At 69.2% G+C, this 12,959-nt stretch carries 15 protein-coding genes; 6 read left to right on the forward strand and 9 right to left on the reverse strand.

The window, feature by feature from the left end; translation table 11 throughout:
* Nucleotides 1-2: 2 nt before the first annotated feature.
* Both Q0833_RS00130 and Q0833_RS00135 read right to left on the reverse strand, forming a co-directional pair.
* On the reverse strand, nt 3-707 hold the full coding sequence (locus Q0833_RS00130) for a response regulator (protein ID WP_298428809.1): 705 nt from the start codon (nt 705-707) through the stop codon (nt 3-5).
* Nucleotides 704-1,198, reverse strand: coding sequence for a MarR family transcriptional regulator (locus Q0833_RS00135; protein ID WP_298428811.1), 495 nt, complete (start codon nt 1,196-1,198; stop codon nt 704-706). Before Q0833_RS00135 ends, Q0833_RS00130 begins: the two co-directional genes overlap by 4 nt.
* 121 nt (nt 1,199-1,319) lie before the next feature.
* Between Q0833_RS00135 and Q0833_RS00140 the strand changes: the two genes are divergently transcribed.
* Complete coding sequence (locus tag Q0833_RS00140) at nt 1,320-2,189, forward strand: branched-chain amino acid aminotransferase (RefSeq protein WP_298428814.1); 870 nt, start codon at nt 1,320-1,322, stop codon at nt 2,187-2,189.
* 301 nt (nt 2,190-2,490) lie between these two features.
* Nucleotides 2,491-2,817: a DUF2794 domain-containing protein gene (locus Q0833_RS00145; RefSeq protein ID WP_298428817.1), complete on the forward strand. Its 327-nt coding sequence runs from the start codon at nt 2,491-2,493 to the stop codon at nt 2,815-2,817.
* 41 nt (nt 2,818-2,858) lie between these two features.
* Here the strand turns inward: Q0833_RS00145 and Q0833_RS00150 are convergent, their stop codons facing one another.
* The 3 genes from Q0833_RS00150 to Q0833_RS00160 form a co-directional block, all read right to left on the reverse strand.
* Nucleotides 2,859-3,716, reverse strand: coding sequence for a C40 family peptidase (locus tag Q0833_RS00150; RefSeq protein ID WP_298428820.1), 858 nt, complete (start codon nt 3,714-3,716; stop codon nt 2,859-2,861).
* On the reverse strand, nt 3,713-5,098 hold the full coding sequence (locus Q0833_RS00155) for a M17 family metallopeptidase (RefSeq protein ID WP_298428823.1): 1,386 nt from the start codon (nt 5,096-5,098) through the stop codon (nt 3,713-3,715). The genes Q0833_RS00150 and Q0833_RS00155 overlap by 4 nt, the downstream gene beginning before the upstream one ends.
* 86 nt (nt 5,099-5,184) lie before the next feature.
* Nucleotides 5,185-5,565, reverse strand: a complete 381-nt coding sequence (locus Q0833_RS00160; RefSeq protein WP_298428826.1) for a hypothetical protein — start codon at nt 5,563-5,565, stop codon at nt 5,185-5,187.
* A gap of 153 nt (nt 5,566-5,718) precedes the next feature.
* On the opposite strand from Q0833_RS00160, the gene Q0833_RS00165 reads away from it, so the two are divergent.
* The 3 genes from Q0833_RS00165 (at nt 5,719) to Q0833_RS00175 (ending at nt 7,733) form a co-directional block, all read left to right on the forward strand.
* The gene (locus tag Q0833_RS00165) at nt 5,719-6,369 is read left to right on the forward strand and encodes a carbonic anhydrase (protein ID WP_298428829.1); all 651 of its coding nucleotides are present in this window, start codon (nt 5,719-5,721) and stop codon (nt 6,367-6,369) included.
* A 72-nt stretch (nt 6,370-6,441) separates the two neighbouring features.
* Nucleotides 6,442-7,416, forward strand: coding sequence for a sodium-dependent bicarbonate transport family permease (locus tag Q0833_RS00170; protein ID WP_298428832.1), 975 nt, complete (start codon nt 6,442-6,444; stop codon nt 7,414-7,416).
* A 5-nt stretch (nt 7,417-7,421) separates the two neighbouring features.
* Nucleotides 7,422-7,733: a DUF3240 family protein gene (locus Q0833_RS00175; protein ID WP_298428835.1), complete on the forward strand. Its 312-nt coding sequence runs from the start codon at nt 7,422-7,424 to the stop codon at nt 7,731-7,733.
* Nucleotides 7,734-7,740: 7 nt separating this feature from the next.
* On the opposite strand, the gene Q0833_RS00180 is transcribed toward Q0833_RS00175, so the two are convergent.
* The 3 genes from Q0833_RS00180 to Q0833_RS00190 form a co-directional block, all read right to left on the reverse strand.
* Complete coding sequence (locus Q0833_RS00180) at nt 7,741-9,348, reverse strand: DUF4139 domain-containing protein (RefSeq protein WP_298428838.1); 1,608 nt, start codon at nt 9,346-9,348, stop codon at nt 7,741-7,743.
* A 90-nt stretch (nt 9,349-9,438) separates the two neighbouring features.
* On the reverse strand, nt 9,439-10,461 hold the full coding sequence (locus tag Q0833_RS00185; protein ID WP_298428842.1) for an aspartate-semialdehyde dehydrogenase: 1,023 nt from the start codon (nt 10,459-10,461) through the stop codon (nt 9,439-9,441).
* Nucleotides 10,462-10,598: 137 nt separating this feature from the next.
* Entirely contained in the window at nt 10,599-11,111 is a 513-nt protein-coding gene (locus tag Q0833_RS00190; protein WP_298428845.1) for an ester cyclase, read from the reverse strand.
* 69 nt (nt 11,112-11,180) lie between these two features.
* Here Q0833_RS00190 and Q0833_RS00195 point away from each other — a divergent pair, with 69 nt between their 5' ends.
* The gene (locus Q0833_RS00195) at nt 11,181-11,747 is read left to right on the forward strand and encodes a TetR/AcrR family transcriptional regulator (RefSeq protein WP_298428848.1); all 567 of its coding nucleotides are present in this window, start codon (nt 11,181-11,183) and stop codon (nt 11,745-11,747) included.
* Nucleotides 11,748-11,761: 14 nt separating this feature from the next.
* Here Q0833_RS00195 and Q0833_RS00200 read toward each other — a convergent pair whose 3' ends face one another.
* Complete coding sequence (locus Q0833_RS00200; protein ID WP_298428851.1) at nt 11,762-12,922, reverse strand: MFS transporter; 1,161 nt, start codon at nt 12,920-12,922, stop codon at nt 11,762-11,764.
* Nucleotides 12,923-12,959: the final 37 nt, after the last annotated feature.

The raw sequence follows: 12,959 nt of genomic DNA on the forward strand, positions 1-12,959 counted from the left end.
GGTCAATCCGGCGCGAGCATGTAGCCCTCGCCGCGAACCGTCTGGAGATAGCGGGGCTGCTTGGGATCGGCCTCGAGCTTGCGGCGCAGCCGGGTGACCTGAACGTCCACGGCGCGCTCGCCCGTCGCCTCGCCATCGCCGCGACCGAGCTGTTCGACCAGCTGCGCGCGGCTGATCGCCTCGTGCGGGGTCGCCGCGAAGATCCGCATCAGCGTCGTCTCGGTCGCGGTCAGGCGGACCGCATCGGACCCGCGCCAGAGCTCGCCCCGCTCCATGTCGTAGCGGAACGGCCCGAGTTGCAGGACCTTCGGCACCGCACCGGGACCCGTGGGCACGCGGCGCAGGATCGCCTTGAGCCGCAACAGCAGCTCTTTCGGCTCGAAGGGCTTCGAAAGATAGTCGTCCGCCCCCGATTCGAGACCCGTGATCCGGTCCTGCGTCTCGCCCTTGGCGGTCAACATCAGGATCGGCATCGGCCGGGTCTCGCGGATCTCGGCGCAGAGCACGTAGCCGTTATCGCCCGGCATCATCACGTCGAGGATCGCGATGTCGAAATCGAGCCCCGCCAGAAGACGCCGCGCATGATCCGCGTCGCGCGCCCCCGTCGTCAGGTAGCCGTTGCGCATCAGGAACTTCTGCAGAAGCCCGCGAATGCGGTCGTCGTCGTCCACCAACAGGACATGGGCCTGATGAGTGCTGTCGGTCATCGCTCGCCATCCCGCGCGGCGGTGAAGTGATGGCGCATCTCGGGATCCATCATCTGCTCGAGCACCTGCCGGAATCCGGCCACGGCCTGCGGCCCGGCGGCGCGGAAGGCGCCGCGCATCCGGTTGCGCTGCGCATCCGAAAGCTCCCGCTCCAGCGCCTCGCCCGCCTCGGTCAGGTGCAGATGACGCTCGCGGCGGTCGCGCTGGCCGACCCGGCTGTCGACGAGCCCGTCTTCGACCAGCGTCCGCAGCACGCGGTTGAGCGATTGCTTCGTGACCCCGAGGATCGCGAGCAGGTTGTTGACCGTCGTGCCCGGCGTGCGGTGGATGAAATGCAGCGCCCGGTGATGCGCGCGCCCGTATCCCTTGCCCGACAGGATCCGGTCGGGATCGGCCGTGAAGCCGCGATAGGCGAAGAACATCGCCTCGATCGCGCGGCGCAGCTGTTCGTCCGTGAGGAACAGGAGATTGTCGCTGTGATCGTCCGCCATGCGGGGAAACTACGTCAGCCTTGTTGACATTCCAAGACCGGATTGTTAGCGGAAGGCACAATCTGCGAAATATTATGTCCGAAACGGCACTGTTTCGGTAACGAACGGGATGGAGGGTGTCATGGCTGGGTCCTATGCGGAACTCGACGGCAAGATCTGGATGGACGGCAAGCTGATCGAATGGGGCGATGCGAACGTGCATCTTCTGACCCATGCGATGCACTATGCCTCTGCCGTGTTCGAGGGCGAGCGGGCCTATTCCGGGAAGATCTTCGAGAGCCGCAAGCATTCCGAGCGCCTGCTCGAATCGGGCCGCCAGCTCGACATGGAGATCCCGTGGACCGTCGATGAGATCGAGGCCGCCAAGTACGAGACCATGAAGGCCAACGGGCTGGAGGACGCCTATGTCCGCGTTCTCGCCTGGCGCGGCGCGGGTGAGGACATGGGCGTCTCGTCCGCGCGCAACCCGGTGCGGATGGCCGTCGCGACCTGGGCCTGGGGCAACTATTACGGCGACGCCAAGATGAAGGGCGCCAAGCTCGACATCGCCAAGTGGAAGCGGCCCTCGCCCGAGACGGCGCCGAGCCACGCGAAGGCCGCCGGCCTCTACATGATCTGCACCATGTCCAAGCACGCGGCCGAGGCGAAGGGCTGCTCGGACGCGATGATGTTCGACTATCGCGGCTACGTGGCCGAGGCGACGGGTGCCAACATCTTCTTCGTCAAGGACGGCGAGGTCCATACGCCCGACCCCGACTGCTTCCTCAACGGGATCACGCGCCAGACGGTCCTAGGGATGCTCAAGGACCGTCAGATCAAGGTCCACGAGCGGCACATCATGCCTGAGGAGCTGGAAGGCTTCGAGCAGTGCTGGCTGACCGGCACCGCCGCCGAGGTGACGCCCGTGGGCCAGATCGGCGATTACAACTTCGAGGTGGGCGCGATCACGCGCGATATCTCGGACGCCTACGAGAAGCTGGTCCGGACCTGACGAGCACGCCTGCACAAGACGGACCCCGACCGGGAGGACGGGATCCGTCTCGTCATGCAGACGGCACTGGTTAAGGTGGTAGTGCTCCCCGACACGACACACTGGGTGGGGGCTATGAACACCGCGCCGGGGAACTGAGCTTTCGCTCCTACTGAACTCTGTATCGGTTTGTCGGGCGGCGAATATCAGGTCGCGCGGTGCCCTAGCCCGGGTCTTTTCGTGGCATCGGCATGGCATGGTTTACGGAGGCCCTTTTGCGCAACGCCTTGATCTGTCCGGACGGGCGCGCCACCTTTCACGAATGAACGCGATGCCGCCCCCGCCCGCCGATGCCGTCCACTTCCATCGGACCGAGTTGGGGCCGATCCTGTCGCTCTACGGGCGAATGGTCGCCGCGGGCGAATGGCGCGACTACGGCATCTCGGCGCTGCGCGAGGTCGCGGTGTTCAGCGTCTTCCGCCGCACGGCCGAACAGCCGATGTACCGTATCGAGAAGCGTCCCAAGATGGCATCGAAGCAGGGCATGTGGAGTGTCGTGGGCATGGATGGCCGCATCCTGCGCCGGGGTCATGACCTCAAGACGGTGCTGCGCGTGCTCGAGCGCAAGCTCATCCGCGCGGTGGACTAGCCCGCTTCGTCCGGCGGACCGTCCACCCCGGGGCCGTCCGCTCAGCGGCCGGTATCCACCCGTCGCCGCATCGCGATCTCGCCGCGACCGGTGCCCGCCCCGTGGCTGTCGATGATGCGGTCGCGGGCAACGTGCAGCGGTTCGTAGGCGACGGCCATGTGATGCGCGTTCGCATGCAGAAGAGTGTCGGCATCCGACATGATCCCCACATGCCCGTCCCAGAAGATCAGGTCGCCGCGCGCCGCAGGCTCGTCGGGATGCAGCGGGCGTCCGACGCCGCGCTGCTGGTCGCTGTCCCTCGGACAGTCGATGCCACAGGCCACCAGCGCCTGCTGCACCAGCCCCGAACAGTCGATCCCCCAGCGCGAGCATCCGCCCCAGAGATAGGGCGTCCCGAGGAACATATCGGCCACGCCGACCGGGTCGGCGAAGCGGGCACGCAGCTTTTGAAGGTGCCCGGTCGGAATGAAATGCCCGGTCGAGATCTTCTGGAAGTCGCCCATGTCGGAGATCACGCGCACATGGCTGCCGAAGAAGATCGCGACTTCGGGCGGGGCCTTCAGCCGCGCCTTGGGGTAGAGATGCGTGGCGGGCGCCGCGACCCAATGCGTCGCCGCCTCCTGCCGCGAGAGGGCCGCGCCGAGCACGTAGCCGCAATAGCCGTCGCGCAGGCTCTGGCCGAAGGCGAACCCGTCCCGCTCGTCGATGACGCGGAACGCCTCGCCGAAGAGAAGCTGGCTCGCCCGGTCGCCACGCGGCGCATCCGAAAGGTTGACGATCGGCTGCTGCACCGTCCGAATGGTGCCCTTCACGTAGCGCGTGGCCTCGACGACGCCGCGCAGCTCATGGGCGGCGGCGTGCCCGTTGGCGGGCGTCATGCGGGGGTCGATCGCGCTCATAGGTCCAGCACCTTCGGAAGGGCGTCGAACACCGCGCGCGCGCCCATCCCGACGCCGCCCTTGGGGCGCGCGGGCGCGGCGGTCGGGTTCCAGCCGTAGATGTCGAAATGCACGAAACGCGGCGTGTCGGCGACGAAGCGGTCGAGAAAGAGCGCGGCCGTGACCGATCCCGCCATCCCGCCCGAGGGCGCGTTGTCGAGATCGGCGATCGCGGGCTCGATCATGGTTTCGTAGGGCCGGTGGAGCGGCATCCGCCAGAGCGGGTCGCGGACCCGCGCGCCCGCATGGGACAACGCCATCGCGAGCGCGTCGTCATCGGTATAGAAGGGGGCCAGGTCGGGCCCGACCGCGACGCGGGCCGCGCCGGTCAGGGTCGCCATGCAGACCAGCAGGTCCGGCGGCGTCTCGGAGGCGAGCGCAAGTGCATCGGCCAGCACGAGCCGCCCTTCGGCGTCCGTGTTGTTGACCTCGACCGTCAGCCCACTGCGCGCCGTCAGCACGTCGCCGGGCCGGAACGCGTCGCCCGAGACGGCATTCTCGACCGCCGGGATCAGGACGCGCAGGCGCAGGCCGACGCCCGTCGCCATGATCATATGAGCAAGCCCGAGGACGGTGGCCGCCCCGCCCATGTCCTTCTTCATCAGGCCCATCGACGCGCCGGGCTTGAGGTTCAGGCCGCCGGTGTCGAAGCAGACGCCCTTGCCGACAAGGGTCAGCTCCGGGCCGGTCTCGCCCCAGGTCATGTCGATCAGGCGCGGCGCCCGACTGGCCGCGCGACCGACCGCGTGGATCATCGGCAGGTTCGCAGCCAGAAGGTCGTCGCCCGTCGTCACGGCGATCCGGGCACCATGGCTTTCGGCCAGCGCGCGGGCGGCGGCCTCGAGCTCGTCGGGGCCCATATCGGCGGCGGGCGTGTTGATGAGGTCGCGGGTCAGGCATTCGCCCCAGGCGATCGCCTCGAGCCGGGCGGCATCGATCCCGCGGGGCGCGCGCAGGCGCGGGCGCTCGGACGCGCCACCCTTGTAGCGGGTGAAGGCGTAGCCCGACAGAAGCCAGCCCAGCGCTGCCTCCTCGGTGTCATTGGCCGAGAGATCGGCGTCGAGCGCGTATGTTCCGGCGGGCAGCGCCGCGGCGGCACGGGCAATCGTGAAGCGCGACCGCGCCCGGTCGCGGCGACGGCCCCATCCGACGAGAACGCGCGCGATCGACAGGTCCGGTCCGGGCACGCGCAGCACCTGGCCCGCGCGTCCGGTGAAGTCGTTCGCCCGCGCCCAGTCCCGCGTCGGATCGTCCTGTCCCGCGAGCCAGTCGTCGAAGCCATCCTGCGGCACGGGCCGAACGGGGATCGCGCGGGTGTCGGGGTCGGCGAAGCGTGGCGTCATCGGGTCCTCTGCGCCACGGGTCTGCGGCGCGGCACACCCTAGCGTCCGCGCCGTGCGCCGCAAGGTCCGGCACGGCGCGGGTCGCGTCAGGCGACGGTGTCGTGGCAGACCTGCCAGTCGGACATCGTGGCCGGATCGGCCAGGCGGAACATCCGCCAGGCGCAGGCCTCGAGCGCGGGGCGGTCGCGCGCGGCGAGCTGGTCGCGGATCGCTTCGGTGCAGACGCGCAGCGTGCGCATGCCCACTTCGTCCGCCAGGCGGTGCAGGTCGTCGATGGTGCGCGCGAAGGCGGGATCGCTCGCGCGGAACTGCAACGCGGCGCAGCGGAGCCCCGCCTCGATCTCGGCGAGGAGAGCGGCGATCACCGCCTCGGCGTCGCCCCGGTGACGGTCGCAGAGCGCGGCCAGCGTATCGTGGTCGAACTCGACCGGCTCGAAGGGGCGGATCATCGGAATCGTTTCGGACATCGGGTCAGCTCCTGTATCTCGTGTCGCCGGACAGACTCGCGGCCGATCGGGGCGGAACCGGGGCACCGTCGCGGCCAAAGTTTCGAGAAACCTCTCGAATTGCACGCAACGGGCTTCTAGAAGAGCGACGATGCAAGACGGGACGAGACCGACATGAGATCCGCCAAGCCTCTGCCGGGATCGCTGGTGCAGCGATATCACGGCTGGAAGGCCACGACCTTCGCCGACAACGCCGCCTGGTATCGCCGTCTTGCCCTCGAAGGGCAGCGGCCGCGGGCGATGGTGATCTCCTGCTGCGACAGCCGGGTGAACGCCGCCGCGATCTTCGGTGCCGAGCAGGGCGAGTTCTTCATGCATCGCAACATCGCCAATCTCGTCCCGCCGAACGAACCCGACGGGCTGCATCACGGCACGTCGGCGGCGGTGGAATACGCGGTCCGCTCGCTTCACGTGGCGCAGATCATCGTGCTCGGGCATTCGCATTGCGGCGGTGTGAAGGGCTGCGAGGAGATGTGCTCGGGTCATGCCCCCGAACTCGAGGAACGCTCGAGCTATGTCGGGCGCTGGATGGACCTGCTCCGACCGGGCTGGGAGGCGGTGCGCGACATTGCCGACGAGCCCGCACGTCTCGAGGCGCTGGAAAAGCAGGCCGTGCTCATCTCGCTCGACAATCTGATGACCTTCCCCTTCGTTGCCAGCGCCGTCGAAGCGGGCGATCTCGCGCTGCACGGCCTCTGGAACGACATCACCGAGGGCGTGCTCGAGATCTATGACGCGCCCGGCGACCGCTTCGTGCCGCTCTGACCGGAGCCCGTCGGGCTTGACGCATCGGCAGGAGCGGCTAGGCCGGACCCGGCCCATTCCCCGGAGCACGCCATGGACCTTCTCGACCTCGCGCTCGGCAACCTGCTCTCGCCGATCATCCTGTCCTTCGCGCTGGGACTTGCGGCGGCGCTGGCACGATCCGAGCTGACGATCCCGGAAGCCGTGGCCAAGGGGATGTCGATCTACCTCCTCTTCGCGATCGGCTTCAAGGGCGGCGTCGCGGTCAACGTCGCGGGGCTCGACGTGACGCTGGTCGGCGCGCTGGTTGCGGGCGCGATCCTGTCCTTCGCGCTGCCCTTCGCTGCGTTCTCGCTTCTTCGCGTGATGACGCGGCTCTCGACGCTCGATGCGGCGGCGGTGGCCGCGCATTACGGCTCGATCTCGATCGTGACCTTCGTCGCGGGCACCTCGGTGCTGGACGCGGCCGGGATCGGCTCGGACGGGTGGATGGTCGCCGTGGCCGCCGTGATGGAGGCGCCCGCCATCCTCTCGGCGCTGTGGCTGGTCGCCCGGTCGGGGCAGGGCCGCGCGATGGATGCCGAACTCTGGCGCGAGATCCTGCTCAACGGCTCGATCGTACTTCTGGTGGGCAGCTTCGCGATCGGCTGGATCACCGGGCAGGAGGGGCTCGACCGGATCGCGTCCTTCATTGTCTCGCCCTTCCAAGGCGTGCTCTGCCTCTTCCTTCTCGACATGGGGCTGGTGGCCGGGCGCGGCCTGCGCGAGGCGCGGGGCGTGCTGCGGCCCGGCCTTCTGGCCTTCGGGATCACGATGCCGCTGGTCGGCGCCTGCGCGGGCGCGCTGGCGGGCGTCCTTCTGGGGCTCGGCACCGGCAGCACGATGCTCTTCATGGTGCTCGGCGCCTCGGCCAGCTACATCGCGGTGCCCGCCGCGATGCGCGTGGCCCTCCCCGAGGCGAACCCGTCGATCTACCTCACCCTTTCGCTGGGGGTGACCTTCCCCTTCAACCTGACGCTGGGCCTGCCGATCTACCTGGCGTTCGCTCGCTGGATCACCGGAGGCTGAGCCCCATGCAGACACACCCCGCAAAGCGCGTCGAGATCATCATCGAGGCCATGATGGAGCGGCGCCTGACCACGGCACTGCTCGAGGCCGAGGTTTCCGGCTTCACCATCCTGCCCGTGCAGGGCGGATCGGGCCGGTCCGGGCACTGGACCCGCTCGGGCCAGGTCAGCCGCGCGGGCGGCATGGTCGCCGTGACCTGCATCGTCCGCCCCGAGCGGCTGGACACGCTGCTGGAAGCCGCCTTCGCCGTGGTCGAGCGCCATATCGGCGTCGTGACTGTCACCGATTGCGAAGTGCTCCGCGCCGAACGGTTCTAGACCCACCTCACGGTCGCCAGTCGAGCACCTGTCCCTCGGGCCATGTCGCCTCGACCCGGATGCGGACTTCCGCCTCGCCGCCGGGGGCGATCTCGAGATCCCAGCGCGACACGCCGCGCGCGTCGTCGACGTCGCGGGCATCGGGCGCGGGCGTCGCGCGCACGGTCAGGTCCAGCGCCTCCTCCTCCGAGTAGGGCAGCGCGTAGAGCGTCTCGACCACCTCGGCCGCATCCGAGAGGTTGCGGACCCGGAACGCGATATCCTGCACCCGCGTGCCCGAACTCGAGAAGATGCCACGCTCGCCCGTCGCGTTGTCGAGCACGGTGAACTCCAGCGGCAGGTCGCGGCGCGGCCCGAAGGCGATCTCGAACATGTCGCCGGCCGGCACGAGCGGCAGCGCGCCTTCGCCGACCCGCGTCGCACCCCGGTAGCGCGTGACCGCACCCGGCAGCAGCGTCTCGGACGGGCCGTCGGCGGCCTCGGCCATCAGGAAGGCGAAGGCGTCGCGGCGCGGTGACGCCCGGTTGAAGACGCGCACCGGCAGGTCGAGCGTCCCCAGCGTGACCGTGACCGAGGTTTCGGTCGGCGGCAGATCGACGGGCACGGGTACGGCATAGGTCAGGACCGGCATCCCATCCACCGCGACGGCCATGATGCCCTCGCTGGCGGCATCGGCCATGGGCGCGGGCGCCATCGCGATCGAGCGGCTTTCGACCATCTCCTCGCGCAAGACTTCCTTCTGGGTCAGGATCGCGCGGTCGGGGAAGACCGGCGCGGGATCGGCCTGTCCGGTCGGATCGGCCGTCGAGAGACGGACCGACACGCCCCGGAGCGGCAGCCCCGAATCCTGCCGCATCTCGGCGCGGCGCACGATCGACAGGCGACCGGCGTCCTCGTCGAGGATGGCATCGTAGAGCGGGCGCCAGCCGCCGAACGCGTCCTGCCTGAGGGCGAGGGCGACGGGCCCGGCCTCGGAGACGGTGATGTCCAGCACAAGAAGATCCACGGGGTCCAGCCGCGCCCCGGTCGCCTCGAGATCGGTCCGTGCCTGCGCCACGTCGCGGCCGGCCTCGTCCACCGCCTCGTTGGCGGCGCGAACGGCGGCCCGGGCCTCGATCTGGGCGGTCTGGGCGCGGGCGACGCCGTCGGCCACCGCCGACGCGGTCGCGGTCAGGGCGGCGGGGTCGAGCCCCGTCAGCGCCTCACCCGAGACCGAGCGCCAGAACGCGATCTGCGCGCTGGCCGCCTCGGCCGCCGCCTGTGCGCGGTCGGCCGCGTCGCGGGCGCGGTCGAGCGCGTACTGCGCCGCCTCCCATGCGGCGAAGGCCGCGGCCTGCGCCTCGTCGAACACGGCACGCCCGTCCACGAGCCCGCCGGGCGCCGTGCCCTGCGCCACGAGACGGGCGCCGTCCAGTTCGATATCCGGGACCGTGCCGCTCCGGCCGGCCATCGGGATCAGCAGGCGGTGCGTGCCCGCGGAAAGCTCGGCCCCGTCGCGCCGCGTCAGCGTCACGCCGTTGGAATAGAAGGTCGCGTCCGTCACGGGCGCGGGCAGCCGCAGCTCGTCCGCGAGCGCGAGGCCCGGCAGCAGGATCAGAAGGGCGATGAGGCGCATGGCGCGGGCTCCGGCGTTGCAGGGGTCCGCGCCAGTATGGCAGCCGAGGAGGGCGGGGTCAGCCCCGGACCCGCTGCTATCGGATAGCGGTCAGCCCTTCTTGAGGACCCGCTTGCCCAACGTCTCGGCAATCTGCACCGCGTTCAGCGCCGCGCCCTTCCGGAGGTTGTCCGAGACGACCCAGATGTTCAGCCCGTTGTCGATCGTGCTGTCCTGCCGGATGCGGCTGACGAAGGTGGCGTAGTCGCCGACGCATTCGACCGGCGTGACGTAGCCACCGTCCTCGCGCTTGTCGACGACCAGGATGCCAGGCGCCTCGCGCAGGATGTCGCGGGCCTCGTCTTCATCGAGAAAGTCCTCGAACTCGATGTTGACCGCCTCGGAATGGCCGACGAAGACCGGAACGCGGACGCAGGTCGCCGTGACCTTGATCTTGGGGTCCACGATCTTCTTGGTCTCGGCGACCATCTTCCATTCTTCCTTGGTCTCGCCCGAGTCCATGAAGACGTCGATATGCGGGATCACGTTGAAGGCGATCTGCTTGGTGTAGACCGAGGGCGCCCGTTCCTGACCGGGGACATACATGCCCTTGGTCTGATCCCAGAGCTCGTCGATGGCCTCCTTCCCGGTGCCCGAGACGGACTGGTAGGTCGAGACGACGACCCGCTTGATCCGGGCGCGGTCGTGCAGCGGCTTCAGGGCCACGACCATCTGCGCGGTCGAGCAGTTCGGATTGGCGATGATGTTCTTCTTGGCGTAGCCGTCGACGGCTTCGGGATTCACCTCGGGCACGACCAGCGGCACGTCCGGGTCGTAGCGGTAGAGCGACGAGTTATCGATGACGATGCAGCCCGACTTGGCGGCGCGGGGGGCATGGATCTTCGTGGCGTCCGAGCCGATGGCGAAGAACGCGATGTCCCAGCCGGTGAAGTCGAACTGCTCGAGGTCCTTGGTCTTCAGGGTCTTGTCGCCGAAGCTCACCTCGGTTCCCATCGACCGGCGCGACGCGAGCGCCGCGATCTCGTCGATCGGAAACTGGCGCTCGGCCAGGATGTTCAGCATTTCGCGGCCCACGTTCCCCGTGGCGCCGCAGACGACGACCTTGTAGCCCATTTCGACCTCCTATGGCGGGACCGCCGCTATACGGATCGGGGGGGCGGAGCAAGCTGCGAACGTGGCGCTGGCGGCCGAGCACCTCCGAACGACGCGCCGCTGACACGCGCGCGACCTCCGGGCTGACCGCGCCGGGCCTATCGCATCGGAGGGATGGCGCCGATGGCGGTCATGACGGCAAGAAGATCGGTGAAGTAGCGGCTTTCGACGACCTTCTCGTCCCGCAGCCGGAACAGCGTGACGTCTGGGACGTCGACCGATGCGCCCGAGGCGGGAATGCCGAGGAAGGGGCCATCGTGCCGGCCCGTCAGACGACCCCGGACGATGACGGTGTTGCCCTCGGCCACGACGTCTTCAACGGACATGTGGAGATCGGGAAACCCCGCGAAGAGATCCCGGTTGAACGCGATCGCGGGCGCGCGCCCCTCGGTCGGCGGGAAGGCGTGGAAGTACGTCCGGACATTCGGGGCGAGATGGGCGCGCCATACCGCCTCCCAGCCGGGGCGAGCCCCCCAGCCATCGTCGAACAGGCGCGTGACGATCGCGACGTTTCGGTCTTCTGTGGCGGTCCGATCCTGCGCGACGGCCGGGGCCGGACTCGCGACCAGAGCGGCGAAGAGGCTCGTTGCAAGGGCTGCGACACGATGCATGCAAATCTCCATACAGTATGTACGGAAATAGATATTGATTGTCCCGCCACCAAAGTCAATACAGTCTGTATGGACGCGCCACCGGAGTCACGACTGGGACCAAACGCCTGGATCGATGCGGCCTACGCCGCCTTCGAGCGGGGCGGAGTCGGTGCAATCCGGGTCGATCCGTTGGCGAAGGCCCTGGGGATCACGCGCGGCAGCTTCTACTGGCACTTCAAGGACCGTCAGGCGCTGCTTCGGGCGGTGATCAACCGGTGGGACGCGACGAACACCGAAGCGACCATCGCCGAGAACGAGGCCGTGGGCGGCGCTCCCGCGGCGCGGTTGCTCCGCCTGCTTCGAACCTGTGCGACCGATGACGGTCGGTTCGAGATCGGGATACGGGCCTGGGCAAAGGATGACGCCGGGGCGCGCAGTATCCTCGAGCGGATCGACGGACGCCGGATCGGGTACATGGCCCGCCTCGCGACCGAGGCCGGTGTCGCGGAGGAGGACGCGCGGATACGGGCGCGGGTCGGCTATCTGGCGTGGCTCGGCTCTTACATGAACGCGGTTTCGGGCGACCAGGCGCAGCGTCTCGCCGATATGGACGGCCTTTGGCATATGATGCTGGAGGATGCCGCGATCGCGTGATCGGCGCGGCCGGGTCAGTCCGTCTTGTCGGGCGCGAAGAGATAGATCGCACAGCCGGCCAACAGCGCCAGCGCGAAGACGCTGAAGAGCGCGCGGTAGCCGTCGAGACCGCCGCCCGCCGCCGCGTGGATCGGGCCGGTCGCAAATTGCATCAGGCCGACCCCGCCGATCCCGAAGAGGTTCATCAGCGTGACACCCCGCCCCACCAGCGCGGGCGGAAAGAAGGCGCGGCCATGGGCGACCAGCATAGGGAAGCTGGATCCGAACGCCCCGATCGCCGCCAGGAGGAGCGCCGCCGTCCAGAGCCCCGGCATCGGCACCGCCCAGAGGATCGCGCAGCAGATCCCGCCCGCGAGATTGCCGGCGAAGACGACCCATTTGCGGGTGCCGAAGATGCGGTCCATCGGGCCGTAGGCGAAGTTGCCCGCGATCATGGCGAGGCCCATCGCCAGCGTCACCGCGCCGACCAGCGCCGGGTCGTAGATCTCGGAGATGTAGGGCCCGGCCCAGAGGCCGCGCAGCCCGGCGGCGGGCGCGTAATTGACCAGCATCATCGGCAGGATCGCCCACATCGCCGGAATGCGCAGAAGGTCGAGAAGCGAGCCCGCGACCGCGCCCTCGGCCGCCTCGGGATCGCGCACCAGAATCCATGTGCCCAAGGCCGTCAGGGCCGTGAGCGCCGCCAGCGCCCACATCGCCCCCCGCCAGCCCAGCGCCGCCGCGGCCCAGTCGAGCGGCACCGAGGCCGCGATATTGCCGAGTGAGCCGACCCCGATCAGCACGCCCGCCAGCGTCGCGAACACCGCTGCCGGGTAGACCCGCGCGAAGATGTAATAGCTGGCCATCAGCACCGGCGCGCAGCCCGCGCCGATCAGCCCCATCGCGACCTCGATCTGCCAGCGCGCCGTGGCGACGGCAAAGAGCGCGGCACCGCCGGCCCCGCAGACCCCCAACAGGATCGCGGCGGTCTTTCGGGGGCCGATCCGGTCCAGCGCCCAGCCGATCGGGATCTGCATCGCCGCGAAGACCAGAAACCAGATCCCCGAGGCGCGGCTGAGATCGGCGGCCGCGATGCCGAGATCGGCGGTCAGGTCGGGAGCGAGGACGGCGAGGAACGCGCGGTAGAACTGCGACAGCACGTAGCCGAGGGTCAGGATTGCGATGCCCGTCTTCATGAGCGCAGCCGTGGCACGGGGCGGCGGGCGCGGCAAG

The sequence above is a fragment of the uncultured Jannaschia sp. genome (assembly GCF_947503795.1).
Classification (GTDB): domain Bacteria; phylum Pseudomonadota; class Alphaproteobacteria; order Rhodobacterales; family Rhodobacteraceae; genus Jannaschia.